The sequence below is a fragment of the Corynebacterium sp. HMSC08C04 genome (genome assembly GCF_001807495.1).
GTDB lineage: Bacteria > Actinomycetota > Actinomycetes > Mycobacteriales > Mycobacteriaceae > Corynebacterium > Corynebacterium simulans.
In genome coordinates this window covers 1-26,667 of record NZ_KV789215.1, presented here as the reverse complement: position 1 = coordinate 26,667, position 26,667 = coordinate 1, and the positions used below count along the sequence as shown (strand labels likewise).

The 26,667-nt window shown below is 59.2% G+C and carries 24 protein-coding genes and 2 pseudogenes; 13 read left to right on the top strand and 13 right to left on the bottom strand.

Going from position 1 to position 26,667, the window contains the following annotated elements; translation table 11 throughout:
• Positions 1-13 precede the first annotated feature (13 nt).
• On the top strand, positions 14-1,030 hold the full coding sequence (locus HMPREF3169_RS07110) for an HNH endonuclease signature motif containing protein (RefSeq protein WP_070456049.1): 1,017 nt from the start codon (positions 14-16) through the stop codon (positions 1,028-1,030).
• A gap of 66 nt (positions 1,031-1,096) precedes the next feature.
• On the opposite strand, the gene HMPREF3169_RS07105 is transcribed toward HMPREF3169_RS07110, so the two are convergent.
• Entirely contained in the window at positions 1,097-3,151 is a 2,055-nt protein-coding gene (locus HMPREF3169_RS07105; protein ID WP_070456029.1) for a M3 family metallopeptidase, read from the bottom strand.
• Positions 3,152-3,229: 78 nt separating this feature from the next.
• Here HMPREF3169_RS07105 and HMPREF3169_RS07100 point away from each other — a divergent pair, with 78 nt between their 5' ends.
• Positions 3,230-4,012: a MerR family transcriptional regulator gene (locus HMPREF3169_RS07100; protein WP_061920702.1), complete on the top strand. Its 783-nt coding sequence runs from the start codon at positions 3,230-3,232 to the stop codon at positions 4,010-4,012.
• Positions 4,013-4,121: 109 nt separating this feature from the next.
• On the opposite strand, the gene HMPREF3169_RS07095 is transcribed toward HMPREF3169_RS07100, so the two are convergent.
• The 6 genes from HMPREF3169_RS07095 to HMPREF3169_RS07070 form a co-directional block, all read right to left on the bottom strand.
• A complete protein-coding gene (locus HMPREF3169_RS07095; RefSeq protein ID WP_061920835.1) occupies positions 4,122-6,308 on the bottom strand; it encodes an NADP-dependent isocitrate dehydrogenase in 2,187 nt (728 codons plus the stop codon).
• 72 nt (positions 6,309-6,380) lie between these two features.
• Complete coding sequence (locus HMPREF3169_RS07090; protein ID WP_062035784.1) at positions 6,381-7,283, bottom strand: siderophore-interacting protein; 903 nt, start codon at positions 7,281-7,283, stop codon at positions 6,381-6,383.
• Positions 7,284-8,084, bottom strand: a complete 801-nt coding sequence (locus HMPREF3169_RS07085) for an ABC transporter ATP-binding protein (protein ID WP_061920704.1) — start codon at positions 8,082-8,084, stop codon at positions 7,284-7,286.
• A gap of 15 nt (positions 8,085-8,099) precedes the next feature.
• Positions 8,100-9,104: a FecCD family ABC transporter permease gene (locus HMPREF3169_RS07080; RefSeq protein ID WP_070456028.1), complete on the bottom strand. Its 1,005-nt coding sequence runs from the start codon at positions 9,102-9,104 to the stop codon at positions 8,100-8,102.
• Positions 9,104-10,096: a FecCD family ABC transporter permease gene (locus HMPREF3169_RS07075; protein WP_070456027.1), complete on the bottom strand. Its 993-nt coding sequence runs from the start codon at positions 10,094-10,096 to the stop codon at positions 9,104-9,106. The genes HMPREF3169_RS07080 and HMPREF3169_RS07075 overlap by 1 nt, the downstream gene beginning before the upstream one ends.
• 4 nt (positions 10,097-10,100) lie before the next feature.
• Positions 10,101-11,135, bottom strand: coding sequence for an iron-siderophore ABC transporter substrate-binding protein (locus tag HMPREF3169_RS07070; protein WP_070432696.1), 1,035 nt, complete (start codon positions 11,133-11,135; stop codon positions 10,101-10,103).
• A gap of 388 nt (positions 11,136-11,523) precedes the next feature.
• Between HMPREF3169_RS07070 and HMPREF3169_RS07065 the strand changes: the two genes are divergently transcribed.
• The 6 genes from HMPREF3169_RS07065 (at position 11,524) to HMPREF3169_RS07040 (ending at position 17,157) form a co-directional block, all read left to right on the top strand.
• Positions 11,524-12,696, top strand: coding sequence for an MFS transporter (locus tag HMPREF3169_RS07065; protein ID WP_082778551.1), 1,173 nt, complete (start codon positions 11,524-11,526; stop codon positions 12,694-12,696).
• A gap of 102 nt (positions 12,697-12,798) precedes the next feature.
• Positions 12,799-13,725, top strand: a complete 927-nt coding sequence (locus HMPREF3169_RS07060; RefSeq protein ID WP_062035781.1) for an exodeoxyribonuclease III — start codon at positions 12,799-12,801, stop codon at positions 13,723-13,725.
• 55 nt (positions 13,726-13,780) lie between these two features.
• Complete coding sequence (locus HMPREF3169_RS07055) at positions 13,781-13,972, top strand: hypothetical protein (RefSeq protein ID WP_049147434.1); 192 nt, start codon at positions 13,781-13,783, stop codon at positions 13,970-13,972.
• A 98-nt stretch (positions 13,973-14,070) separates the two neighbouring features.
• Positions 14,071-15,090, top strand: coding sequence for a tryptophan--tRNA ligase (gene trpS / locus HMPREF3169_RS07050; protein WP_061920716.1), 1,020 nt, complete (start codon positions 14,071-14,073; stop codon positions 15,088-15,090).
• A gap of 95 nt (positions 15,091-15,185) precedes the next feature.
• Positions 15,186-16,268, top strand: a complete 1,083-nt coding sequence (locus HMPREF3169_RS07045) for a YhjD/YihY/BrkB family envelope integrity protein (protein WP_061920839.1) — start codon at positions 15,186-15,188, stop codon at positions 16,266-16,268.
• A 52-nt stretch (positions 16,269-16,320) separates the two neighbouring features.
• Entirely contained in the window at positions 16,321-17,157 is an 837-nt protein-coding gene (locus tag HMPREF3169_RS07040; protein ID WP_061920717.1) for an RDD family protein, read from the top strand.
• Here HMPREF3169_RS07040 and HMPREF3169_RS07035 read toward each other — a convergent pair.
• Positions 17,126-18,412 (bottom strand): D-alanyl-D-alanine carboxypeptidase family protein, encoded by a 1,287-nt coding sequence (locus HMPREF3169_RS07035; protein ID WP_061920841.1) that lies wholly within the window; start codon positions 18,410-18,412, stop codon positions 17,126-17,128. The two genes, HMPREF3169_RS07040 and HMPREF3169_RS07035, sit on opposite strands and share 32 nt — an antisense overlap.
• Before the next feature lie 40 nt (positions 18,413-18,452).
• Here HMPREF3169_RS07035 and HMPREF3169_RS07030 point away from each other — a divergent pair, with 40 nt between their 5' ends.
• Complete coding sequence (locus tag HMPREF3169_RS07030) at positions 18,453-19,337, top strand: amidohydrolase family protein (protein ID WP_235591001.1); 885 nt, start codon at positions 18,453-18,455, stop codon at positions 19,335-19,337.
• A gap of 99 nt (positions 19,338-19,436) precedes the next feature.
• Here HMPREF3169_RS07030 and HMPREF3169_RS07025 read toward each other — a convergent pair whose 3' ends face one another.
• The 3 genes from HMPREF3169_RS07025 to HMPREF3169_RS07015 form a co-directional block, all read right to left on the bottom strand.
• Positions 19,437-20,675 carry a hypothetical protein gene (locus HMPREF3169_RS07025; RefSeq protein ID WP_061920720.1) on the bottom strand — a complete coding sequence of 413 codons (1,239 nt, stop codon included), beginning with the start codon at positions 20,673-20,675 and terminating at the stop codon, positions 19,437-19,439.
• Positions 20,676-20,743: 68 nt separating this feature from the next.
• Positions 20,744-21,670, bottom strand: a complete 927-nt coding sequence (locus tag HMPREF3169_RS07020) for a C40 family peptidase (RefSeq protein WP_070456026.1) — start codon at positions 21,668-21,670, stop codon at positions 20,744-20,746.
• The gene (locus HMPREF3169_RS07015) at positions 21,667-21,951 is read right to left on the bottom strand and encodes a hypothetical protein (protein ID WP_070456025.1); all 285 of its coding nucleotides are present in this window, start codon (positions 21,949-21,951) and stop codon (positions 21,667-21,669) included. The genes HMPREF3169_RS07020 and HMPREF3169_RS07015 overlap by 4 nt, the downstream gene beginning before the upstream one ends.
• 52 nt (positions 21,952-22,003) lie before the next feature.
• Here HMPREF3169_RS07015 and upp point away from each other — a divergent pair, with 52 nt between their 5' ends.
• The 4 genes from upp (at position 22,004) to HMPREF3169_RS06995 (ending at position 25,823) form a co-directional block, all read left to right on the top strand.
• On the top strand, positions 22,004-22,639 hold the full coding sequence (gene upp, locus HMPREF3169_RS07010; RefSeq protein WP_061920727.1) for a uracil phosphoribosyltransferase: 636 nt from the start codon (positions 22,004-22,006) through the stop codon (positions 22,637-22,639).
• 51 nt (positions 22,640-22,690) lie between these two features.
• On the top strand, positions 22,691-23,014 hold the full coding sequence (locus tag HMPREF3169_RS07005; RefSeq protein WP_062035772.1) for a helix-turn-helix domain-containing protein: 324 nt from the start codon (positions 22,691-22,693) through the stop codon (positions 23,012-23,014).
• Between the two features lie 113 nt (positions 23,015-23,127).
• Positions 23,128-24,309, top strand: a complete 1,182-nt coding sequence (locus tag HMPREF3169_RS07000) for a M20 family metallopeptidase (protein WP_070456024.1) — start codon at positions 23,128-23,130, stop codon at positions 24,307-24,309.
• A 65-nt stretch (positions 24,310-24,374) separates the two neighbouring features.
• Positions 24,375-25,823, top strand: coding sequence for an NAD(P)H-quinone dehydrogenase (locus HMPREF3169_RS06995; RefSeq protein WP_235591311.1), 1,449 nt, complete (start codon positions 24,375-24,377; stop codon positions 25,821-25,823).
• Between the two features lie 68 nt (positions 25,824-25,891).
• Here the strand turns inward: HMPREF3169_RS06995 and HMPREF3169_RS06990 are convergent.
• Both HMPREF3169_RS06990 and HMPREF3169_RS13400 read right to left on the bottom strand, forming a co-directional pair.
• Positions 25,892-26,272 (bottom strand): annotated as a pseudogene (locus HMPREF3169_RS06990) (DUF2083 domain-containing protein); the annotation flags it as partial.
• Positions 26,273-26,349: 77 nt separating this feature from the next.
• Positions 26,350-26,493: pseudogene (locus HMPREF3169_RS13400) on the bottom strand (GntR family transcriptional regulator); the annotation flags it as partial.
• Between the last annotated feature and the right edge of the window lie 174 nt (positions 26,494-26,667).

Here is a 26,667-nt window from a genome sequence, read left to right as displayed (position 1 = left end):
TAGCTTGATGGCTATGAGCCTTAAGACATACCTTGCAGCACTCAGCCGAGGCGTTGACCTCGTCGCTGAGTGCGAAGGCATGTCTGCCGCACAGCTGATTTCTTTAGGTGCCACGTCTGCTGATGCCGCCGAGCTTCTGGCGCTCCACAGCACCTATTTTGGGCCGACGTCGTTTAGCAAGAAGCAACGCACCGCCGTTGCACACGCGCGAAACCAGCAGCATAGCCTGAGCACCCTGCGGCGCATCGAACATTTTGTTTCGCGAGTTAAGAAGAAAGTAGCGGCGTGGAATTTGCGCGTCGAACTCTGCGCGGCGGCGTCGCCAGAGGTAGAAAGGCTCGCGCGCAAACGCCTCAAGGAGATGCAGCCGCCGCGGGTGGCATCTGAACGTGCCACTTTGCGCCAGCACCCCAACGGTCTGGCCACGCTGACCGTCACTGGTTCTTCCATGGGAATTACGGATGTATTCAAAGGCATCGACCAGTCTCGCCCTGGCGCGAGCTTCTTGGAGTCGCAGTCCGAGGGTGGAGTGCGCACGCAGGCTACCACGATGGTGGTAGTCCGCCTCGAGGATTATTGCGAGCTGCAGCGCGGTAATGGTCGCGGTGATGGCGATGTTATTTTGCGCACTACCTCCGGTGCCACAATGACTGGTGCGGAGTATCTTGAGCATACTTTTTCCGGCGAGGGATTCGTTACTCTGATTAGCCGCGAGGAAGGGCCGGTGGATCTATACCGCATGTCGCGCTTTGCTTCGCCGAAGCAGCGAAAGATGTTGTCAGCAGAAAACCCCACCTGCGCCTGGCCGGATTGCAAAGTTCCGGCTGAGCGTTGCCAGATACACCACATCGAGCCTTGGGGACACGGTGGCGAAACCAACGTTTCAAATATGGTTCCGCTGTGTTCCTACCACAACGGTGTAAACGGTGATGACCCGAATGCGCCTCCCGAACGCGGGCGCATGCTCCGCATCGGTGGGCGGGTGGCATGGCAGCCACCGTACGAAGCTCCGCCTACCTTCGTTACCTAGCAGTAACCCAGCTGTAGTTGCCAGAACTAGCGCAATCGCTTAGGCGATTGCGCCTACACGCATGCCTTAAGCACCAGCGAGGCCGCGGCGCTTGAGCAGCGGCTCGACGTCCTTGTCTCGGCCACGCAGTTCGCGGTAGGTTTCGGTGAAATCGCGCGATGCGCCCTTGGACAAGATGAGCTTGCGGAATTTCTCGCCAGCTGCACGAGCTTGCTCGTCCGAGTCACCGGCGCCTTCTTCCTTGAACCAAGAAAATCCATCGGCGTCGAGGACCTCGGCCCAGAGGTAGGAGTAATAGCCTGCAGAGTATCCGCCGGCGAAGATGTGGTTGAAGTACTGGGAACGGTAGCGCGGCGCGATAAGCGGGTCGTTCAGCCCGGCCTTGGCTAGGGCTTGCTTCTCGAACTGCGCAACCTCCGCCGCCTTGAGGTCTGCGGTTTCGTCGAATGAAAGCGAGTGCCACGCCAAGTCCACAATCGAGGCCGCTAGGTATTCCACCGTGGCAAAGCCCTGGCCGAACTCGCTGGCTTCCGAAACTGCCTGCAAGAGTGTATCGGGGATGACTTCGCCGGTATCCACGTGGCGGGCGTAACGCTTCACCAGTGCTGGCTCCAATGCCCAGTTCTCATTAATCTGCGAGGGAAACTCGACCCAGTCGCGGGGGACGTTTGTACCTGCGAAAGTGGGATATCGGACATCCGAGAGTAAACCATGCAGCGCATGGCCAAACTCGTGGAAGACGGTGCGCAGCTCGTCCAAACTCAGCAGCGGCTGTGAACCATCGGCCGGCTTGGTAATTCCCATGACGTTCACGATCACCGGTTTGCGCTCAAGCAGACCTGCCTGACCCACAAACTCGCTCATCCATGCCCCGCCGCGTTTGGTGGGGCGGCCGAAGTAATCAGTGACAAACAGGCCGATGCCATTGTCCTTGTCCGCTGCGGGATCCTGGCCCTCGTCGAAGACCTCCCACACGCGCACGCCCTCAGCATATCCCTCCAAGTCATCACGCGGGACAACCACGATGCCGTAAAGACGATTTGCAGCAGCGAATACGCCTTCCTCCAAGACCTGTTCGAGGGGGAAGTACTTGCGTAGTTCTTCCTCGTCCAGCGAAAAATCGCGAGCACGCACCTGCGACTCCCAATACGGCCAATCCGCTGCGCCAAAGTCCTCATCGCGCAGGCTCGCTGCCTCGGCGAACAACTTCTGTTCGCCTTCTGCGTTGGCCTCAGCCGCAGGTGCTAGTTGGAAGAGCATATCGCGAGCTGCCTGGGCATTTCCTGCAGTTTCCTCAGAGATGACGTAGTCCGCATGCGAGGCAAAACCCAAAAGTTCTGCGCGTTCGGCACGCAGCTGCACCGCCTCGATGAGACCTTCTGCGTTTCCTTCGCCGCGGCGAGCAGACGCCTCATAAAGCTTCGCACGAGCCTCCGGCTGCACGAGACGGGCCTGCTCCGATTGCACAGTTGGCAGCTCTAGAGGAATTACGAAGCCTTCACGACCCAGAGCTTTTGCATCCGCGCTCGCAGAGGCCTTCCGCTCCTCCGGCAGGCCTTCCAACTCCTGTTCCGTGAGCTCCACCGCGAGTTTTCGGGTTGATTTCATCAGCGTGCGGCCGAATTCCTCAGACAGAGTCGAAAGACGCTGATTGATTTCCGAAAGCCGGGCCTTGCTTGCGGAATCTAAGTCCGCGCCTTTGCGAGCAAACGTACGCAGCAAATGAGCATATAGACGCTGGGATTCCTCATCCTTGGGCACGTCTACGCCCACTTCCTTCAAACGGGCGTAGAGAACCGCATTTTGATAGATCGCATCTTGATGGGCGGAAAGCTCTGGCCACAGCTGCGAACCGATGGCCTCCATACCGTCGGTGATATCGGTTCCGGAGAGATTCGCAAAGACAGCAATGACGCGTTCCAGGTCTTGTCCGGAGCTCTCTAGTGCCTCGACGGTGTTTTCCCACGTCGGGTCGGCGGGATTATCTACGATGGCGGCGATTTCGGCATCGTGAAGCTGAAGAGCCTCGTGAAATGCTGGGAGGAAGTGCTTTTCTTTAATCTCGGCAAAAGGTGGCAATTGGTAGGGCAGAGTAGACGGAGAAAGCAGTGGATTATTCATAAGTGAACAATGTACCCAATAAGGGGCTGAAGCGGAGTGAGTTGACTCTCACGCGACGTAAGGGAGTGAAATTTTGGTATGAGCACACACATGGAAGTAGGCGAAGCCGCAGAATTTCTGGGAGTCAGCGTACGTACTCTGCACTACTGGGAAGAACGCGGACTTGTTATACCGAACGCTCGTACGTGGTCTAACTACCGGCTTTATTCGGAGCAAGACATCGCACGGGCGCAAAAAGTTGTGGTCTACCGCGCTACGGGGATGCCGCTTAAAGATATAGCTGCGGCCTTGGAAGCGGGAGATAGTCCGGTGGAACACCTACGCCGCCAGCGGGCGATGCTCATGGAAAGACAACGCCGCCTTGATGAACAAGTGCGCGCACTCGATATTCTTTTGGAGGAAACCATGAATAACAACAATCTCTCGGTTTCGCAGATTGCGGCAGTGCTTGGCGATAGTTTCGCCGAACACCATGCCGAAGCCGAAGAAACCTATGGCGATACGGAAGACTGGGCTATCTCCCAGCGCAATGCAGTCCGCCGCAACGTGGCAGACTGGGAAGAGCTTAAGCAACGCCATGAAAAACTCGAGCGTGAGCTAGCCGCTGCTTGTACGGCCGGAATGGACCCCACGGCGCCGGAAGCTTTACAGCTGGTAGAGCGACACCGCGAATTGTTAGGTGAGCACTTTCCAGTATCGAAGTCCAAACATGTGCTTATCGCGCGCGGCTACACCGCCGACGAGCGTTTCCGCGCTCACTACGATTCCCAGGCGCCAGGTCTTGCGCAGTGGCTCCAAGACGCGATTAACGCCGCCGCACACGCCGCGGGAATCGACCCAGGCACCGCGCAATGGCGTTAGTGATGCTCAAACGCACCAAGCAAGCCTAAGCACCGAGCTCAACTCAGCGCCGTACTCGAGCAACAAAAAGGCTCCCCTCCGTAAGAGAAGGGAGCCGAATTGTTACGGTTTACTTCTTCAGACCGTCAATGATCTCGTTGAAGGCAGCAACCGGGCGCATGACGGAGGAAATCTTTTCCTCGTCCGGTGCGTAGTAGCCGCCCAGATCAGCTGGGGAGCCCTGAACATCGAGCAGACCCTGCTGGATCTCGTCCTTCTTAGCCTCGAGTGCCTCAGCAACCGGCTTGAAGGTCTCGGCCAGCTCAGTATCTTCGGTCTGAGCAGCCAGCTCCTTCGCCCAGTTGAGGGTCAAGTGGAAGTGAGAACCACGGTTGTCGTTCTCACCGACCTTACGGGACGGGGAGTTGCCCTCGTCGAGGAGGGTCTCGGTGGCCTTGTCGAGGGCGTCGGCAAGTACGCCTGCCTTAGTGTTTCCGTGCGCATTGAGCTCGTGGCGGAAGGACTCAGCCAGAGCAAGGAACTCGCCCAGGGAATCCCAGCGCAGGTGGTTTTCTTCCTCAACCTGCTGAACGTGCTTCGGAGCGGATCCGCCTGCACCGGTCTCGAAGAGGCCGCCGCCAGCCATCAGCGGAACCACAGACAGCATCTTTGCGGAGGTGCCGAGCTCGAGAATTGGGAACAGGTCGGTGTTGTAGTCACGCAGCACGTTGCCGGTGACGGAGATGGTGTCTTCGCCCTTACGGATGCGCTCGATGGAGATCTTGGTTGCCTCGACCGGGGAGGCGATGGAGATATCCAAGCCCTCGGTGTCGTGGTCTTGGAGGTACTTCTCAACCAAGGAGGTGATGTTGCGGTCGTGTGCGCGCTCCGGGTCCAGCCAGAAGATGGTCTTCATGCCGGAAAGGCGAGCGCGGTTAACAGCCAGCTTGACCCAATCCTGGATCGGAGCATCCTTGGTCTGGCAAGCGCGCCAGATGTCGCCTGCCTCGACGTCGTGCTCGATGAGGACGTCGCCAGCGGAGTTAGTCAATTGCACGGTGCCGTTCTCCGGCACCTTGAAGGTCTTGTTGTGGGAACCGTACTCCTCAGCCTTCTGAGCCATCAAGCCGACGTTCGGAACGGTACCCATGGTGGAAGGATCGAAAGCGCCATTCGCCTTGCAATCATCGATAACTGCCTGGTAGACGCCAGCGTAAGAAGAATCAGGGATGACAGCCAAGGTGTCCTGCTCTTCATCATTCTTGTTCCACATGTGGCCGGAGGTGCGGATCATGGCCGGCATGGAAGCGTCGATGATGACGTCAGATGGGACGTGCAGGTTGCTGATGCCCTTAGCGGAGTTGACCATAGCCAGGTCCGGACCATTTTCGAGAGCAGCGTCGAATGCGGCGTTGATCTCTTCGCCATTCTCGAGGGAGTTCAGGCCCTCGTAGATAGCGCCGAGGCCGTTCTCGCCATTGAGACCAGCGGCCTCAAGCTGCTCGCCGTACTGTGCAAAGACATCAGCGAAGTAAGCGCGCACAACGTGGCCGAAGATGATCGGGTCAGAGACCTTCATCATGGTGGCCTTCAAGTGAGCAGAGAAGAGAACGCCCTCTTCCTTAGCGCGTGCAACCTGAGCCTTCAGGAACTCATCCAGAGCCTTTGCGGAAATGAAGGTGCCGTCAACAACCTCGCCCTTTAGAACCGGCAGCTTCTCCAACAGGACGGTCTCAGTGCCGTCCTCAGCAACGAGCTTGATGGAAAGGGTGTCATCCTGCTCCAGGATGACGGACTTCTCGTTGTGACGGAAGTCGTTATCAGACATGGTGGCCACGTTGGTCTTGGAATCAGCAGACCAAGCGCCCATCTTGTGTGGGTACTTCTTCGCGAAGTTCTTCACTGCGATGGGAGCGCGGCGGTCCGAGTTGCCCTCACGCAGCACCGGGTTCACAGCGGAACCGGTAACCACAGCGTAGGCCTCCTGCGCGTCCTCGTAATCCGGGACGTCGTAACCTGCAGCCTGCAGCTCAGCGATTGCCTTCTTTAGCTGGACGAGGGAAGCGGAGATGTTCGGCAGCTTGATGATGTTAGCTTCCGGAGTCTTAGCCAGCTTGCCCAGCTCAGCGAGGGCGTCTTCGACCTTCTTGTCGCCGAGGCGCTCCGGGAACTGCGCCAGGATGCGGCCGGCCAGGGAGATATCGCGGGTTTCTACCTCGATGTCTGCGGTGGAGGCGAAGGCCTCAACAACCGGCTTGAAAGAGTAGGTTGCAAGCAGCGGAGCTTCGTCCGTGCGGGTCCAGATAATCTTTGCCATGATTCTCCTAATTAAAACGTGAAAATGTTTCGACCTACCAGAATACCTACTTAGTATTCGCGGCGTTGACGACTACCCCTCAGAGACCCCACGCTTCCAATATCCCATGAAAGACACAGCCGAACGGGGCACGCCGGCCTCTTTAACCAGCAATCGACGCATACGCTTGACGACGCCGCTTTCTCCCGCAATCCACCAATACGCATCGCTTGCAGCGCGCTCGCCTAGTTCTTCACCGGAAGAGGAATAGGCGGGGGTTTCCCAGAGGATTTCGCGCTCCACGACGCTGCTTAAGGAGTTCGGTTGTAAGTCTTTATCGGCAGGGGCGGGAGAGGGAAGACCTGCGAGGTGGGCGAGGGCGCCGATAAGTGAGGCTTCGTCGTGCGGGAGGAATTCCACCTTGACACCGGCTGGAGCAGCGAGTGCTTGGGCATCCTGGAAGTAGGGCACCGCAATGTGCACGGTGCCGGTCAGCCCCGCCGGCCATTCGTCGAGGATGCGGGCGATTGCAGGCAGTGCGGTTTCATCGCCCAGAATGTGGATTTCGCGGGACTCGCCGGGCTGGAATTCGATGCCGGGGCCTGGGGCGTCGGTGGCGTGGGGAGCAATCACGTAAATGCTATCGCCGGGTTTGGCCGCGTGTGCCCAAGAAGATGCTGGCCCGGTTTGCCCAGGGGCAGTATGCAGGACGAAGTCGACGGTGAGGATGCCGTTTTCGCGGTCTAAATCGCGTACAGAATATGTGCGCATCGCTCCGCGGGTAGCCGGGTCGAGCTTTTGCCAGGAACTGAACCAATCTTCTGCGGCAGGCAGTTCAGGCAGGCCGGCAGGGCCGGGGATGATCAGCTTGATGCGCAGATCGTGGATCGCACCTGCAGGGCCCATTTCTTTCAATCCAGACAGGCGTACGCGTTGAAAGCTTGGCGAAATCCGCGTGGAGTCGACGACGGTCGCGCGGAATGGTTGATAGGCCACTTATTTCACCCTCCTTTTCCCAATCGGCATGACAGCCGGCAGCCCCGAGACTGGATCATCAACGATGACCGAGTCAACACCGAACACGTCGTGCACGGTCTGGTGTGTCAAAACTTCCTGCGGGGTGCCTTGAGCGTAGACCGTGCCATCTTTAACAGCGATGAGCGCATCGGAGTACCGGGCAGCCAAGTTGAGGTCATGGATGACCATCACGATGGTGGTGTCATGCTTTTCGTTCAAGTCCACCAGCAGGTCGAGGACTTCGAGCTGATGCTTGATATCGAGATAGGTGGTGGGCTCATCCAAGAGCAAGATGTCGGTGCGCTGGGCTAGTGCCATGGTGATCCACACGCGTTGGCGTTGGCCGCCCGAGAGCTCATCGATGGAGCGCTGCGCCAGGCTGGCGACGCCCGTCAGCTCCATCGATTCTTCCACAATTGCGTAGTCTTCCTGACTCCAGCGGCCAAGCAGCCCCTGGTGCGGAGTACGCCCGCGGCCGATGAGGTCCGCGACCACGATTCCGTCCGGCGCGATTGGTGATTGCGGTAGCAAGCCCAGCGACGTGGCGAGCTGTTTGGTCGGGATGTCGGCAATCTCCTTACCGTCTAGGAAAATGTCGCCGTGTGTTGGCTTTAGCAGGCGGGAGAGCGAACGTAGGAGGGTCGACTTACCGCAGCCGTTTGGGCCGACGATGGAGGTTATCTTTCCTGGGGCGAGCGAGAGGGATAGATCGCTTAAGATGTCGTGCTCGCCGTAGCTTAGGGTGATTTCCTGCGCGGAAAGTTGTGCTGATTGTTTCATTGTGGCGACGGTGTCCTAACGGTTGGTACGGGTAAGCAAATAGATAAGGAAGGGAGCGCCGAGCGCACCGGTGACGACTCCGACCGGATAGCGGGTGCCGAAGAAGTATTGTCCGGCCATGTCCGCAGCAAGAACTAGGATGGCGCCGATGGCACCGGCGGGAGCGATCATCGAAGGTCCCTGACGGAAAAGCCGGGTGGCGATTGGCCCTGCCATAAATTCCACGAATGCAATGGGGCCTGTCGAAGCGGTGGCCACTGCGATGAGGATGACCGCACCGACAATTGCCGTAACGCGTACAGCGTTAAGGCGGAGGCCGAGTCCGACGGCGAGGTCGTCGCCAAGCCGTAGCACGTTGAGTTTGTGGCCGAGCATAACCATGACCGGCGCGATGACTACTACCGCCACGAGGAGGGGGAGGCCACGCTGCCAAGACATGGTGTTGAGTGAGCCCGTAATCCACCGTGTGGCCGTGGGCAGGTCATAAGACGGTGCTTTCGATAGCACGAAGTTCGTCCAGGCCTGCAAGATTGCGGACATACCGATGCCGATGAGAATCAGGCGGGTGCCAGTAAAACCTGACTTGAGCGACAACAAATAGATGGCTCCGGCAACAGCGAGGGAACACAGCAGCGACCAAATCGAGACTGTGGTTTGGGAAGCATTGAAAAAGACGATTGCCGTAATGCCTGCGGCTGAGGCGCCGGAGGAGATGCCGATGATATCCGGCGAGGCTAGCTGGTTGCGCAGCATGGTTTGGAAGGTCACACCGGCGATGCCGAAAGCGATTCCTGCAGCCACGGCCACGGTGGCCCGCGGCAGGCGTAGTTCGCCGACGGTAAAGGAAGCGCCGGGAACGGTCTCTCCGAGTAAGACCTGGAGGATCTTCTGGGGGCCGTAGAAGGTCTCGCCAAACATGAGTCTGGCGGCCCACAACACTACGATGAGAGCGATGAGCGCGCTAAGGCACCAGGCAAAAGAACGAGTGCGGGCACGGCGCTGCTGCTGGAGTGTTTGCATTAGAGATCACGCACCTTTGTGCGACGGACGATCCAAATAAACAATGGCGCTCCGATAAGCGGGGTGAGGATTCCGACGGCAATCTCGCTGGGGCGTGCGACGATGCGGCCCAAAGTATCGGCTGCGACGAGCAGGAAGGCGCCGGCGAGGCCGGTCATCGGCAGGAGAAGTCGATGGTCGGTTCCTAGGGCCATGCGCATCACGTGAGGGACGATAAGGCCCACAAAAGCGATGGGGCCGGCGAGCGCCGTGGCCGTGCCGCACAAGATGACTGCCCCGACAACGGAGATTAGGCGCGCACGCAGGACGTTGATGCCGAGGCCGGTGGCGACGTCGTCGCCAAGCGCAAGTGCGTTGAGCGCTGTCGAACAGGCCAACACGATGACAAGACCCAGCACTAGGAAAGGCAGGGCCATAGCGATATGCGGCCACTGGGCGCCGCCAACGGAGCCAATTTGCCAGAAACGGAACTGGTCCATGACATCGGTGCGGGGCAAAAGCACGGCGCTGACCAAGCTCGAGCAGGCCGCGGCTGTAGCGGCGCCGGACAGCGCGAGCTTTAGGGGAGTAGCGCCTCCGTGGCCTAGGGAACCGACGAAATAAACAAACGCCGCGGCCGCGAAAGAACCGATGATGGACACAATCATCGTCGGAACAGGGCGCGAGAGTCCGAAGAACGCGATACCCACGACCACAGCGAGGGAAGCACCAGACAGGATGCCGAAGATGCCGGGGTCGGCGAGGGGATTGCGGGTCATGGCTTGCAACGTGGTGCCCGACATGGCGAGTGCAGCTCCGACGAATAGTGCCAAAACGGTGCGGGGCACGCGCAAGTAGGCGGCGGCCTCACTGGCGGTGGCAGTGGAACCGCTAAGCGCTGAGAGGGCGTCGGATAGGGAAATCGTGCGCACGCCAAACATGACCGAAGCCACCACTGTGGCAACAGTGGCGGCCAATAGTCCGATGCTGACGGCGGTCTTTTTAGCCGTCATGGAATTAGCCCTGCAAACCGGAGTTCAAGCGCTCGAAGTATTTATCGATACCCCATGGAATAGAAAGCGGAGATTGGTTAGCAGAAGCACCAAGTGGGCCGTTGTCGAGGAAAACAACGTGGCCAGCCTTGACGGCCGGAATCTTGCCCTTAAGTGGATCCTTTTGCATTTCCTCCAAAGCCTTCTTGTCATCCGCCGCGTTGCCGGAGGAGTAGGCCACGACGAGATCGACGTCGTTGAATTCTTCCGGCTTTTCGGCCGAGACCTCAACCCAGAACTGCTTCGCGCCCTTGGAGTTCTTCTCTACGATGTCCGGGGTTCCGAGACCGTGTTCAGCAAGGAAGCCCATGCGCGGATCCTCAGTGGTAAAGAAACCAATCTTGGAGGCGTCAGTGGTGCCGCCGAATGCGGTGAACAGGAGCTTCTTGTCCTTTAAGTCTGGATATTTGCTCAGGGCCTTTTCGGTTTGTTTATCGAGGTCGTCGACAAGCTTTTTGCCTTCGTCTTCCTTGCCGATGGCCTCAGCGTTCATCTCCACCATCTCTTCCATGGACGTAGCCCATGGAACATCGGGGTAGGCCACGACGGGAGCGATCTTGGACAGCGTGTCGTAGTCCTCTTGCGTCAAGCCAGAGTAGGAGGCCAGAATGACGTCCGGCTGGGTATCGGCGACCTGCTCGAAGGGGATGCCGTCGGTTTCATCGAAAAGCGTCGGGGTTTCAGCACCGAGCTCCTTTAGCTTTTCTTCGGTCCACGGCATGATGCCGTTGCCGTTGTCATCGCCCCAGGTGGACTTGGACATGCCCACTGGTGCAACGCCAAGGGCAAGGGGGACCTCGTGGTTGGCCCAGCCAACGGTGGCTACGCGCTCAGGCGCCTTCTCGATAGTGGTCTCACTGAAAGCGTGCTCGATGGTGACGGGGAAAGCGGCCGAGTTCGCGTTGTCTGCAGAGGAGACAGACTCGTTGCTGGTCGATTCTTCGGACGAGCAGGCGGTGACGCTGAATAGCGTGGCTGCCGCTGCGACGGAGGCGATGATGCTTTGTGCACGTACGAGGGGGAGATCTCCTTGCTTGGTGGATCAGCAGTGATTACTGGATAAGGTAATCCTGTTCTAACTCAGGCAAGCCTATTATGCAACGACTATGTTGCGCAATTTCTGCGGTGTGAGCTTTGGCACAAAAGTCCGACGGTGTGGGAATAACCCAGTTCAGTCTTTCCGACTTACGCACACTGTCTGCCCCGCGCTAAGGTCTCCGCACGTGAAACCTGTCTCTTCTACCGCCGCGTCCGCCGATAGTTCGCGTCCCGACGCTTCGCGTGCCGATGCTTCGCCTGCCGATGCTTCGCGTGCCGATGCCTTGCTTGCCGACGCCGCACCCAAGCCCCGCGTCCCCCGCCAAACCGAGATTTCCAATGCCCGCCGTATGCTGGTTACCCTCGCCCTTGCGCTGGGTGCGTTTTCGATTGGCACCACCGAGTTCGTGTCGATGGGCTTGCTGCCGCTTATCGCAGGTGACTTCGGCATTACGGAGGACGCTGCCTCGACGCTGATTTCGGTCTACGCGCTCGGCGTTGTGGTCGGTGCGCCGGTGATTTCTGCGGTAACGGGCAAATTCCCGCGCCGTCGACTGATCATTTTGCTGATCGCATTTCTTCTGATTGGCAACCTACTGACGGCACTGGCGCCGAACCTGGCGACGTTACTTATTGCCCGTTTTATCGCAGGCTTGCCGCACGGCGCTTATTTCTCCGTGGCCAACCTCTCGGCTGCGGCGATGGCGCCGAAAGGCGCTCGCGGTAAGGCGATGGCCGCAATCGGCATGGGTTTGGCCGTTGCCACGGTCGTCGGCGTGCCAGCAGCCCAGGCGCTGGGCCAGAGCTTGGGTTGGCACGCGGCTTACTTCCTCGTCGTCCTGCTCGCGCTGGCGACGATGATTCTGCTGTTTTTCCTTTTCCCACACATGACCCAGATGCCTTCGACGGATATCTCCACTGAGCTGGGCGCTTTGAAGAACCTGCAGGTATGGCTTTCTGTCATCATGGGCATCGTCGGCTTCGGCGGCATGTTCGCCGTCTACACCTACATCACCTGGACGATGACCGAAGTTGCGGGAATGCCAGAGCACTGGACCTGGGCGGTGCTGATGATTTACGGCATCGGAATGACCATCGGCAACGCGGTTGGCGGCGCGCTTGCTGACCGCAACACCGAATACTCTATCGTCTTCGCCCTCCTCTGCTTGGTTGCGACCTCCCTTATCTTCTTCTTCGGCGCCCATAGTCTGTGGGTGGCCGCCACCGCGTTCGGTTTCCTAGCCTTCTTCGGCTCCGTCCTTATCCCATCGCTGCAGCTGCGCCTCATGATTGTTGCCGGCGATGCTCAGACCCTGGCTTCCGCGTTCAACCAGTCCGCGTTGAACATCGCGAACGCCTCGGGCGCGGCTTTGGGCGGACTCGTCGTCGGTGCGGGCTTTGACTACAACGCCACCTCGCTTGTCGGTGCGGTGCTCGCATCGGGCGGTATCGTCGTCTGGTTCATCACGCAGGTAACCGCCAAGCGAAGCGGTGTTTATAGCAAGATCATCGAACAAAGCTAGAGAGGCTATGAGCTCTCAGGCATCCACCGGCGCTGGCGGGCACGGCACTAGCCGCGGTGGCGGTTGCGGTTTGTCTGCTCGCGCGTAAGTAGACTGGCGCGCATGACTTTTACTATCGCAAGCGTTAACGTCAACGGAATTCGCGCCGCCTGCAGGCAGCGCAATGAAAACAACCCAGGCATGAATGCGTGGCTTGCTGAGACTGCTGCGGACGTCGTCCTCATGCAGGAAGTCCGTGCGAATCCGAAGGAGACGGAGAAGGCGCTTGCCCCAGCTTTGGAGGCCGGCTGGCACCTCGAGCAGGCAGAGGCTGCCGCTAAGGGGCGTGCGGGCGTGGGAATCTTGTCGCGCACGCCGCTTAGCGACGTCACCGTTGGCTTCGGTTCCTTCCTCGATGCCGGTCGCTTCATTGCGGCTACCGTTAAGGACCCAGAGGGCAAGGACGTTCGCGTGGCGTCGCTGTACCTGCCTTCGGGCGATACGGATTCGCCAAAGCTCGATGAAAAGTATCTTTTCCTCGACGAGTTCTCGGGCGTGTTGTCTGAACTGGCAGAGGCTTACCCGCAGGCGGTTATCGGCGGTGACTGGAATATCTGCCATCGCGCGCAGGATCTGAAAAACAACAAGGCCAACGAGAAGAAGTCGGGCCACCTGCCGGAAGAGCGCGCTTTCATGGATCACGTCTTTGGCACCTTCCCGGACGACGCGCCGCAACCGAAGAAAGGGTTGGGCGATTACCTGGGCGTCGTGGAGTATGCGACCAAGACTGACTGGTCCACCCGCGTGCCGGGGGAGGAAGACGTCAAATGGTACGACGTTGCAAGGCGCTTGGCGCCAGAGGCTGATGGTCCATATACCTGGTGGACCTATCGCGGCCAGGCTTTTAACAATGACGCAGGCTGGCGCATCGACTATCAGGCGGCGACCAAGGACTTGCTCTCCCGTGCAGAAAAAAGCTGGGTGGAAAAAGCACCAAGCGTGGAGGAGCGGTGGTCCGATCATTCCCCTTTGCTGGTGCAGTATCGCTAAGCGGTGTTAAACTGGATCAGTCTTTAAACCCTTAAGTTCGTATACGGAGAACCTAATGACCCGCGCAATTATTTACTTCGTGCTCGGCGCCGTACTGCTCGGCCTGGGTATTTGGTGGTGGACCATCGTAGGTCCGTCCTTCGCCTTCCTGGCTCCTATTATCCTCCAGGGCGTCGGCGGCGCGTTCATGGTCGCTGGTTGGGCAGTTATGCTCGACGTTCATGCGCCAACCTCCCGCAAGCTTTAAAGCCTGCGCATCTTTGATGCCTCTTTCCTGCCTTTGGGGAAGGGGCATTTTTGATCTCTTGGGTGCGCGCTGCAGCTGCCGGGGTAGAGTGAATAACCATGAATGAGCAGAATCCATCCCGCGTACTGTCCGGTATCCAACCCACGGCTGATTCCTATCACCTGGGTAACTACTTGGGAGCGCTGAAGCAGTGGATCGATCTGCAAAACGGCTACGAGGCCTTCTACTTCATCCCTGATCTGCACGCGATTACCGTCGAGCAGAATCCGGAGGAGTTGCGCAACCGCACCGTCGCGGGTGCCGCACAGCTTATTGCGCTGGGCATTGACCCGGAAAAGTCCACGCTTTTTGTTCAGTCCCACGTTCCGGCACATACGGAGCTGACTTGGGTGCTGCAGTGCCTGACCGGTTTCGGCGAGGCCTCCCGCATGACCCAGTTCAAGGATAAGTCTGCAAAGCACGGCTCGGATCGCACAACGGTTGGCCTGTTTACTTACCCAATGCTGATGGCAGCCGATATCCTCCTGTACTCCCCGGACTACGTGCCGGTGGGCGAGGACCAGCGCCAGCACCTGGAGCTAACCCGCAACCTGGCGGAGCGCTTTAACAACAAATACGGCGAGGTTTTCCGCGTTCCGGAACCATTCATTCCGGAAGGCGCTGCGAAGATCTATGACCTGCAGGAGCCGACTTCGAAGATGTCGAAGTCGGGAGATAACCCAAAGGGCCTTATTAACCTGCTGGATCCGCCTAAGACTTCCGCGAAGCGCATCAAGTCTGCGGTCACCGATGACTTGGGCGTTGTGGCCTTCGACCGCGAAAAGCAGCCGGGCGTGTCTAATTTGCTGGTCATCCAGTCTGCGCTCACGGGCGAGAAGATTGATGCGCTGGTGGAGAAGTACGCCGATAAGGGCTATGGCCACCTCAAGGTGGATACCGCCGATGCGCTGGAGGCGTTTACTACTCCTTTGAAGTCGCGCTACGACGAGCTCATGGCGGACCGCGGCGAGCTGGAACGCCTGCTGGCTAAAGGCGCAGAGGCGGCTTCGGAGATTGCAGAACCGCTCGTGGAGAAGGTTTACGAGGCAGTCGGATTCCTCCCCCGACTGCGTAAGTAAAAGCCAGCAATTCTGCGCGGTGGTGGTATGACACGCTAACCTGGGTAGTCTGAACTTATATGTGAAAACTCATACGTGAAAAGGACATGTTGCCCGTGGCTACCACCACCCAAACAGACTCTTCCAAGACGGACGACTACGGCATCGAACGCGCCTACGCTGATGACCCAAGTCCGGTAGACAAGGTGCGGGATAAGTCGCCTTTCATCGACCACATCATGCGCATGCTGGGCCGCTACGGCGAAAACGGCGGCAACCAGTTCGCCGCCGGCATCACCTATTTCTCGGTGCTGGCAGTCTTCCCGCTATTCATGCTTACGGTGGCAGTTGCCGCAACGGTCTTGGCGAGCCGCCCTGACCTCATGCAGCAGGTCCAGGATTACATTTCCGACTCCGTATCCGGCGACCTTGGCGGCACCATCAACGAGGTCCTAGAAACCGCCATCGCCCAGCGCGGCGCGATGTACGGCATCGGTGGCCTTACCACTCTCTGGTCCGGCTTGGGCTGGATGAATAACCTGCGTATCGGCATTTCTGCGATGTGGGATAAGGATCCGAACGAAACCCAGGGCAACTTCTTTACCCAAAAGTTGAGCGACCTTCTGGGCCTAATCGGCCTGCTGGTGGCGCTCATCGTCGCCTTCGGCGTTACCGCCGCGGGCTCGTCCGGTCTTACTCAGAAAATCTTTGAAAAGGTCGGTATCGCCTCCTTCCCGGGCATGGACGCCGTGATCATCCTGGCCGGTATTGCCCTCGGCCTGCTGGCGAACTTCCTCGTGTTCTGGTGGATGATCGTCTTCCTTCCACGCACAGAGGTCCCTACCAAGTCCGGCCTGAAGGGCGCGGCAATCGGTGCGGTGGCATTCGAGGCCATCAAGCAGCTTTCCACCGTGATCATGTCTTCTGCCTCCGGCAACCCCGCGGGTGCGGTATTTGGTCCGGTCATCGTGCTTATGGTCATGATGTACCTGGTTTGGCGCGTCGTACTTTATGTCTCCGCGTGGACCGCCACTACAGAAGAATCCATGGAGTTGGCGGAGCCACCAGTGCCGGAGCCTGCCGTGATCCGCGTGCGCAACGAGGTCAAGAGCGGACCGTCGACTAGCGTGACCCTCGGCGCAGGTGCGGCGATGGGTGCTGTGGTTGCCGGCATCGCGGCACTGCTACGTCGAAAGTAACATTCCCCCGTCCCCGACACCATAATTTAGGCTCTGATTTAGACTACTTATTATGACTCCAGAATCCTTCGCGCCGAACCTGTACGAGCACTTTTCTCTCGACCATCGCAGCACTTCCCGAGAGCTGGGAATCTTGCTTGCTGCCAAGGATGCGCGTCTGGAGCAGATGGGCTTCGAGCTTGGCGACGACCGCCGGCAAGAAGCACAGATTGCCCACACAATCTTGTCTAACCCGGAAAACCGCGCCACCTACGATCAGGGCCTGGAGGATAGTTTCCAGCCCACCTGGGCGCAGCTGAGTGAGCTTGCGGCTTACGGAGAGTGGCCGGCGCAAATGCAGCGCCCACAGCAGCCTTATGGTTTCGCTCCAACTGCGCAGGCCCAGGCTTCGCCCTTCGATCCTTTCGCGCCGCAGAATAAGGCGGCCGCTCCGGCACCGTTTAGCCCGTATCAGCCAGCGCAAGTTAACGCCGAGCGCCCGTTGGGCAGCACCCGTGCGCTGATGGCTATTGCGGACCTCGTCCTATGCGGCATGGTTTCTGCTCCGATTGCGGCAATAAGTGCGGGGGCCTCGGAGCTGTCAATGTCTCTTATCTTCGGGCTGTGCACGATTTTGTACTGCGTAGGCTTCGAAGTTTCATGGGGCGCAACGCCGGTAAAGAAGCTGTTGGGCTACGAAGTCCGTGACCGGACTTCGGGTGACAAGCTCAGCGTTGTCCAGTCTTTGAAACGGCAGTGGTGGCGCGTTGTCACCCTCGTTCCAGGTTTGGGTGGGGCAGTCAGCTTCTTCGCCGCGATTTTCTACGCCACCACTATCAATCAGGAAAATGGTTTACTCGGTGCGCACGATAACCTCGCTAATGCCGAAGTAGTGAAAAAGCAGCGATAACGATAACCAGCAAGGCCACTGCTGCAGCGATGGCCCAGCCGGCCCAGCCCTCGATTTTCTCGAGGGCTGATTTTTTAGTTTCGGGGGCCTGCTGCGTGGTCTGCGGTGCGGGGCGAGGAGTTTCTTTCTGCGGGGCGTCGCCAAGCTTGCCGACGCCCGAGCCAGCCGGGACTTTATACGCGGCGTCGAGAAGCATCTGCGCCTGCTGCCACGCGCGGAAGCCGTGCTCGACGGTGGTATCTAAGATGACGGCCTGCAGGCGGCGGCCATTGCGGTCGAGTGCGCCAACGAAAGTGTGGTGGGCGTCTTCGGTGTAGCCGGTCTTACCGCCGATTCCGTTGGGATCGTTTAAATAAAGGCCGTTGTCGTTCCATAACTCGTAGCCGGGCAGCTCGCCCCAGCCGGGAAATTTGACGTGTTCGGTATCGACGATGCGGGCGAAAGTCTTATTTTGGAATGCCGCGCGGTAGATGATGGAGATGTCTTCCGCGGAGGTGGACATGCCGGCTGAATCGAGGCCCGAGTAGCTTGCCGCGTGGGTGGAGCGGGTGCCGAGCTTCTTCGCGAGCGCGTTGACTTTGCGTAGGGCCTTCTCATCGCCGCCAACTTGGCCGGCGAGGGCGTGGGCGGCGTCATTGCCGGAGGCCATCAACAGGCCCTCGAGGAGTTGTTCAACGGTGTATTCGCCGTCGGGGCCGATACCTACGGCGGAGCCTTCGACGGATGCATCTTCCATGGTGGCTTTGACTTTTTTGTCGAGGGGGACTTCCTCGATGACCACAAGTGCTAGAAGGGCCTTGATGATAGAAGCCGGCCGGTAGCGGCCGTGCGGGTCTTTCATGGCGATGATCTCGCCGGTGTCTAAGTCGCTGACCATCCAAGCGGAGGCGACGACGTCCTTATTGAGATCGAATCTTGGGGCGGCGGTGACACCACAGCGCTGCGTGGATTTGACAGGCGGCAGGGGAGTTGGGGTGGGCTGGCCCGGCGCGAGACGCTCCGAGGTGGAGACAGGCTCTCCGGGGCTAAGCGAGTGGGGGCAGTTATCGGTGTTCGGCGCTTCGGTCCGGATGGCCGAGGATTCGGCGTCCGTGCTCATTTCTGCGGCGTCTGCGTTGGTCTCGGCGCCTTCAACGTTTGGCTCAGCGTTGGAGTCAGGTTCGGACTCTGCGGGTGCAAAGTCTTGGGCCGAGGCAAGCGGAGCACTAGCGACGAGGCAGGCGGAAGCGAGGAAGGTAGCGATAACGTTTTTCATGGCATGGAACATCTTAGGCACAGTGCCTAGGATGTGTCTTATGCATGACGCACCATTAATTAGCCCAGAAAATAAAGATTCCGCGCCGGAGCTTATCGCTCGTCTTCCCAAGGTCGAATTGGATGCGGTTTTCGCGCCGGAATCTTTGCCCGCAGATAACGCCGCCTTAACCGCGGCGATGCGCGAATATGTTCAGGAATTGGCCGCGGCGAACGTGGTGTATGCAGAGATTCGTTTCGACCCACAGGCATTTGCTTTTGGTGCGGAAGCCGCTCTCGAAGCAGCGACAGCCGGCCTCGACGTTGCCGGAATTGATGCGCGTTTGTTGCTGACCAACGCCCCGCAGTCCGCTAGCGCCCGTTTGGGCTCGCAGGTCGTCGGTTTTGTGCTGGAAGGCGAGAGTGATCCGCAGGTTGTTGCGGATCTGCGCGCGAATTTCGTGCCTTTCGTTGTTGATGTCCGCGGCCTCGAATTCGGGGCGGTTGCTGCTGCTGTGCAGGCCGGTGCCACTCGTTTGGCGCATGCGACCCAGCTGCCGGATGATTTCTCCGCCGATCTCGAGGGCATCCAGCCAGGAACGGTCTCGAGTTGGATTCGGGATCGCCATCTGGCAGCTACCTTTGAGCCGCTGTCTTTTGAGGAATTCAGCGACCATCCGCTGCCGCTGCTACAGCAGCTGGGCTTTACCTGTGCCGTAACCGCCGGTTCGGGCAATCTCAATGAGGTGTTCCTGGCTTTAACCGAGCACTTTGGCTACGGGTTGGAGGAGTTTTTCGATTTGAGCGTGAAGGCGCTGGAGAACTCGTTTAGCACTGAGGAGGAGCGTCAGCACTTGCTGGAGACTGTCATCCTTCCCGCATACGAGGAGCTTTCTGACCCTGAGCTTGCAGGACCAGACACCGAAGAGTCCGTCGCCGCGGAATAGTTCCCCGGAGCAGCCGGCGAAGTAATGCCAGCACAAGCAAAAGACCCTGCATCGTAAAAGACCCTGCATCTTGCGATGCAGGGTCTTTTCACGTTGAGGCTAGAAGCGGGAGAAACGCTTGATGAGCATTTCCTCTAGGCCCTTCCATGCCTCTGCGTGGTGGTTATAAGGCTTCGAGGGGACGTAGCCTGCGTGCTCGGTGGAGCCCAGCATGTAGCCCAAGTAATCCTGGAAACGTGGGTTTTCGAGCATGTAGGAGTTAATAGAGTCGTCGCCAGCCCAGTCTGCGGCATCTGCGCAAACCTCGTAGCAGCGGCCCATCTGGTCTTGGTCGACTGCCTCGGGGCCCTTCTCGATATCGCGGGTAAGCCCGTTGAAGGTGTACTGATTATCCGGGTGAACGCTAAGCTCCAGCTCGCCAGCGTTGGCCGCGGAGACGAGTTCCTCCCAGGTGGAAACGCGGGCAAGATCATGCTCGTCGTTTTCCATAATCCAGCGAACGAGAGTCTTCGGGGAGTTGAAGGTGAAGATTTCGCCCCACTTGCCCAAGAACACGGGTTTGCCGTCTAGGTAGGTGCGCAGCGTATAAACCGACTTCATGTCTGCGGTGATTTTGACCGGATCGATGCCCGCCGCAGCCCATGGGGAGTTGTCATACGGGTCCGCTGCCGCCGCCGCAGCTTTGCGTGCCTCTGCCTTTTCCTTTCGTTCCTTCTCGGCCGCCGCGGTTGCGGTTGCGATGCGCTCTTCGGCTGAAGCGACTTGCGCCGAGTCTAACTCGGAAGAATCTACTACCTTGACGTTGGAATCGAGGTCCTCGATTACTTCCTTCCAGTTAGCAAGGATTACGCGGCCTACACCAGACCATTCGCTCATGCCTTGCTCGCCCGCGTAGTGGTCTGCACCGCGCGGGACGTTGCGCAGGATGGAGTGGGAGGCGAAGAAAATTACGGTGTGCTCGGCGCCGGCTACGTTAGCGAGAGACTCGGCTACCTCTAGGCAGCGAGCAACCGCGCTAACGTTTTCGTGGCTGGGGCGGCCGGCTAGGTGCGCCGGCATTCCGATGAGATCGAAGACTTCCTTCTTTGCTGGGCTGACGCGGTCTTCGGCACGCGCAGCGAACTCGGACCACTGTGGATGGTCGAGGAGATCATGGTGCTTTCCGGACTCCAGGTAGCACAGCATCTCTGCTTCGGAGTTGAACACGAGGACTGATTCCGCATCCCCCAAAAATGCCTGCCACTCGGAGCCATTCTGGCGCCACTTTGGCGCCCACAGGGTGTAGAAATCGCCCGCGGTCAAGGAGAGCTGGACTGGAACAATTGCGCGTGTGCTCATGGGCAAACAGTCTACCCAAACATTTTAGATTCGCCGTATTCGCATATCCCGAGTCCAGCGAGATACTTTTAGCCGGTGGGCCGCCAAAAGCCCTTGAAGGCCATACCCATATTGCTGGTGCGTAACGGACTCGTCTCCACCGGGCTGCCGGCTTCAATCATCTCACCGCTGCCTTTGTACATCGCGACGTGCCCGTCCCAAACCACGAGGTCTCCCGGCTGGAGCTCATTTGCGCTAACCTGCTTGCCCACGGTCTGTGCTTCCGCCGTGCGTGGAATCTCCACGCCTGCCTGGCGCCACGCCCATTGGGTAAGACCGGAGCAATCGAAGCCGCCGTTACCCGTACCGCCCCAAACATAAGGCGTACCGAGCTTGCTCATCGCCGCAGCGACTGCGGCCTTGCCCTGTGAGCTGCCCTCACCTGCGCTGGAAGAACCCGCCGCAACGGTAGAAGAAAGCCCAGCGACCGGCTTAACCTCGCTTGGTTTCTCACCATTTCCCAGCGCTATCTGCGGCTCGGCAGGCTCAGAGCTGCGGCCATTGACAGTCTTTTCCACCGCGCGCCGGGCAATGGGCAATAGCGGCTGCGCCGCCGCCAACAGTTCGCTCAAAAGCTGTTTTAAGCGCGCAAAAGCCTGTGCCAGATGGGACGCGATCAAACCTTGTATGTGCGCCCGAGCTGCCGCATTGATTGCCGGGTTCGGAACGAGCATCCCCAAAGCCACGGGGGCGGCCTTGGTCAACAGCGAGATTCCAATACCAATGAGGTCGCGGCCTGCAGCTTTAATCAGTTGTTGCGCCTGGGATACCGCGTTTTCGATGGTGGTGCGGTCTTTTTTAAGGACATTCGCGGCGTCGAGAAGCTTGGAAGGGTCACCGTGTGCAATCTCTGCCAGCGCCGGGACAGTCTCTAAATCCGGGACCTTTGGCAGGTCTACCGCCGGTAGCGCAGGAGGAGCCATCTGCGAAATCTGCTTTACCGCTGCCTCAATCATGAAAGAACACCTCCCAGATGAGTGGCAGTCGCAGAATCAGCGGCATCTGCCTCCTCTGCCATGGCTACCGACGCCGCGGCTACCTCTTCCATATCCGCGCGCAGAGATTCTGTGCGGGAGTTGAGGTTGGCAACGGCGTCACAAAGATGAGCACCAAATGCAGAAAGTGAACCGTCAGGTATATGCGGAAGTGGAGGAGTGGTCTCTTGCGTGGCGGCAAAAAGTTCGCGGGCTAGATGTCGGGTGAGCTCGGTATCAATCGTGAAAGTCGTCATGGTCATTTGGACTGCCCCAAAACCCAAACGGTTCCCAAAAGTTCTAAAGTGGGAAACCATGGACATCCACGTAGTAGATCACCCGCTTGCTGCTTCCCGCCTGACCATCATGCGCGATGCCCGCAGTGATAACTCCACATTCCGCGCCGCCCTCAAAGACCTCGGAACCATGCTTGTTTATGAGGCCGCCCGCGAGCTCGACGTCGAGCACTTCGATTGCGAGACCCCCGTGGCAACAGCCGAAGGCACCCGCCTGCTCGACCCGCCAATCATCGTTCCGATTATCCGCGCTGGACTGGGCATGATTGACCCAGCTCTCGCCATGATCCCAGACGCGCAGGTGGGCTTCATCGGCATGGCCCGCAACGAAGAGACCCACGAGCCGGTCCCTTACCTAGAGGCACTGCCAGAGGATCTTTCCGGCCGCACCGTCTTCGTGGTGGATCCAATGCTGGCCACCGGCGGTTCCTTGCTGCATTCCCTAAAGCTGCTGGCAGACCGCGGCGCCACCGACATCACCGCAATCTGCATGGTTTCCGCGCAGGAAGGCGTCGATGCGCTGGCCAATTCTGGCCTGCCTGTGCGTCTGGTTACTGCCGCGATTGATTCGCACCTGAATGAAGACGCCTACATCGTTCCTGGTTTGGGCGACGCCGGTGACCGCCTCTACGGCCCGCGCAACATCGATTTCTAATCTGCGCTAGGCTAGCGGCCACGAACTACTTTTGGGGGAAAGGAAAGATTCGTGGCCAACAAAACGTGGGCGTTAGTAGGGCATGACTTTGCGGCGCGGCTACGGGGGATTCGTGCACGGCGCCGCATGTCCCAACAGGCTTTGGCGGAAATCTCGGGGGTCTCGCGCAGCCAAATCTCAAACTTGGAGCGTACGGATAAGGCGCTGCCGCTGCGAGCGGATCCGCAGCTTTCAACGATGTTTAAGTTGGCATTCGCGCTGGAAGTGCCACCGTCTGCGTTGCTGCCCGATGCGGAGCACATGCTTGACGAAGTCACCCCGTTTGCGCCCGAGTATATCGACCGGCGTCGCTTCGCTGCGGCCGCAGAATTTTAAAGAAGAAAAACTGCACCACTTGGTATATTCCGGCGCTGAGCTGCGTGGCTACCTGAACCGCTTTGTCTAGTTGTAGACTTTGAGGTCAGTAGAAAAATTTTGGGAGGTGCCGAGTGATTTCCACATTCGTGAATGAGTGGTTCGACAATCATCGCGCGGAAGTAATTGCGTGGCGCCGCCATATTCATCGGCACCCGGAAACGTCCAATAATGAAGTTGAGACCACCAACTTCATCGCCCGTAGGCTCGAAGAGTATGGGTTAAATCCGCAGCGTTTCCCGCAGACTGGCCTGATGGTTGATATCGGCCCTGATACCGAGCAGGGCCGTTTGGCCTTTCGCGCCGACATCGATGCACTTCCGGTTACCGAGGTCACGGGGTTGGAATACACCTCCGAAAACCCCGGTGCTATGCACGCCTGCGGCCACGACGTGCACACCACCATCGCTTTGGGGCTTGCGTGCGCTCTGGCGGATTTCGAGCGCGCGCATTCCTTGCCGTTGGGTGTACGCGTTATCTTCCAGCCAGCGGAGGAAGTATGGGTCGGCGGCGCCACGGATGTGATCGAGTGGGGCGCTCTTGAAGGGGTTAACTCCATCTTCGCGGTACACGTGGAGCCGAAGCTGCGCGTGGGCCGAATTGGCGTGCGTGCCGGGGCGATTACCTCTGCAACCGACGTCGTCGAGCTTGAGATCAAAGGCCCAGGAGGTCATACCTCCCGCCCGCACCTTTCTGCAGACGTCGTCTACGCTTTGGGCAAGGCCATCACGGAGCTGCCGGCCCTGCTGTCGCGCCGGGTGGATCCGCGGACGGGAACGGTCTTGGTCTTCGGACAAGTCAATTCCGGCTATGCGCCGAACGCAATGCCGGAGTCTGGCACGCTAACCGGCACGATGCGTACCGCGGACATCGGTATCTGGCGCGGCATGCAAGCGCTATTTTCGGAGCTCGTGGAGCAGGTATTGGCACCGGTGGGCGTGGAACACGAGCTGACCTATCACCGCGGCGTTCCGCCCGTGCTTAACGACGACGTCTCTACCGCACTGCTAGCATCTGCCGCACAGGCCATCGACCCGCAGGCCGTCGTCCAGGCCCCGCAATCCTCCGGCGGCGAGGACTTCTCTTGGTACTTAGAACACGTGCCGGGCTCCATGGCGCGTTTGGGCTGCTGGTCTGGCGAGGGCGAGCAGCACGATCTGCACATGGGGGATCTCAATGTCGACGAGCGCTGCATCGGTGTAGGCGTGAAGCTTTTCGGCTCCGTGGTGGAGCAATTTACCAAGGTGCAGGAATAGGGGAGCAACCATTACACTGTCTTAAGGATTAGGTCCTTAAACACTCTATAAAGGAGCATTAGACAGTGACGAAGGAAACGCTAGACGCTGCAATCGAGGATGCCCCGCGCATCGTTATCATCGGTGGCGGCCCAGCAGGTTACGAGGCGGCCATTGCCGGAGCCAAGTACGGCGCACAGATTACCCTGGTTGAAGAGCAGGGCCCCGGCGGTTCTTCCGTCTTGCTGGACTGCGTTCCTTCCAAGTCCTTCATTGCTGGTGCAAACCTGCGCACCGACTTCCGTCGCGCTGAAGCCATGGGGCTCAACGAGCAGCTCGGCTCAATGCAGCTGAAACTGCAGGCCCTGAACGAGCGCGTGCAGGCACTGGCCGGCAAGCAGTCGGCAGACGTTCGTGCAGGCCTGGAGAAAATCGGCGTCAACGTTATTGACGGCCGCGCGAGCTTCAGCGAGGACCAGCATGGTGTGCAGGGCGCGGCGCACAAGGTCGACGTCGTCAAGCGCGAAGGCGAAACTGAAACCCTCGAGGCAGACCTCGTGCTCGTGGCTACCGGTGCCACCCCGCGCATCCTGCCGGGCGCGCAGCCAGACGGCGAGCGCATCCTGACCTGGCAGCAGGTCTATGACTTGAAGGAAGATCCGGAGCACCTCATCGTGGTCGGTTCTGGTGTGACCGGTGCGGAGTTCGTTTCTGCTTTTGCAGAGATGGGTGTCAAGGTAACCATGGTGGCTTCCCGTGACCGTATTCTGCCGCATGATGACGCCGACGCAGCCGACGTCCTCGAGACCGTTCTGGCTGAGCGCGGTGTGGAGTTGGAGAAGAACTGCCGCGTTGAGACCGTTACTCGTACCGAAGACGGCAATGTTGTGGTCAAGACGCAGGACGGCCGCGAGATTCATGGCTCACACGTCATCATGTCCATCGGCTCCATCCCGAATACCCAGGAACTTGGCCTTGAGCACGTTGGTGTGGCTACTCAGAAGTCGGGCCACATCAAGGTTGACCGCGTTTCTCGCACCAACGTCGCGGGCATCTACGCAGCCGGTGACTGCTCCGACCTGTTCCCGCTGGCTTCCGTGGCCGCTATGCAAGGCCGCATCGCGATGTACCACGCACTTGGTGAAGGCGTTTCGCCGTTGCGTTTGAAGACTGTCGCCACGGCCGTCTTCACGCGCCCGGAGATCGCAGCCGTGGGCTTCACCCAGGCAGAAATCGAGGCCGGCGAGGTTTCCGCGCGCACCATTACGATGCCGCTGAACACCAACCCGCGCGCGAAGATGCGCTCGCTGAACCACGGTTTCGTGAAGCTGTTCTGCCGTGCTACCTCCGGCCGCGTTATCGGCGGCGTCGTCGTTGCACCGACCGCTTCCGAGCTCATCCTGCCAATTGCTGTGGCAGTGACCAACCAGCTGACCGTTAACCAGCTGGCTGATTCCTTCGCGGTCTACCCGTCGCTGTCCGGCACCATCACTGAGGCGGCACGCCGTCTCGTGGCTCACGATGACCTGGAGTAAGCGATCTTTCCTTTCTTTTGCGCCCGCCTTTAGCAACCAGCCTAGGGTGGGCGCTTTTGCATGCGTTGTTAAAAGGTGGAGTAGGAATGCTCGGCGGTGCGATTGAGTGAAACCTGGATGGGACGATCTGCTTGTGGAAGGGCACGCTGGGGACAATGTTCGCGCGGGCAAGCGGTACAACCAGGGCCGATAGGGGTGGCGGCGGATAAGTCTAGATTAAGAGCATCGGCGTAGACAATGCGGTCGGCCTCAGAGATATCGCAGCCTAAGCCCACGGCGAATTCCTTGCGAGGGGTTCCCCAAGATTTTGCGGTTCCTTGCACAAAGCGACCTATCCACAGGTAGGAATGGCCATCCGGCATGGCGGCTACCTGGCGGGTGATGCGGTTGGGCGTTTCAAAGGCGCGGTGGACTACCCACAGCGGGCAAGAACCACCCGAGCGGGCGAAGACCAAACCATCAAAGAGGCAGCCTAATGAACCGACATCAACCCCGGACCGGACCCTAGCACCACCCCTGACACTGTCCTCGATTCAGAAAGCACAGATACACCACTTCCGCGGACTTGACCCCGCTTTTCTAGCAGGCCTTCCGCGAAGAGGACGGTAAGTGCCTTGGCGGAGGTGGTCGGGTTGACGGAATGGAACGCGGAAAGCTCGTTGGTGCTGGGGGTGTCAGATGCGAGTTTTTGGTACCGGTGTTCTGGGGACTCGGTACTGCCGTGTTCCGGGTAGTTGGTACCGGGCCGAGGGGTGTGTCGGCCCGGACCGTCTGTATTAGTCGTCTGGGGTGGTTGGGGCGGTGGCTTTGCGCATGTCGAAGTCTCCGATATGGATTCGGTGGC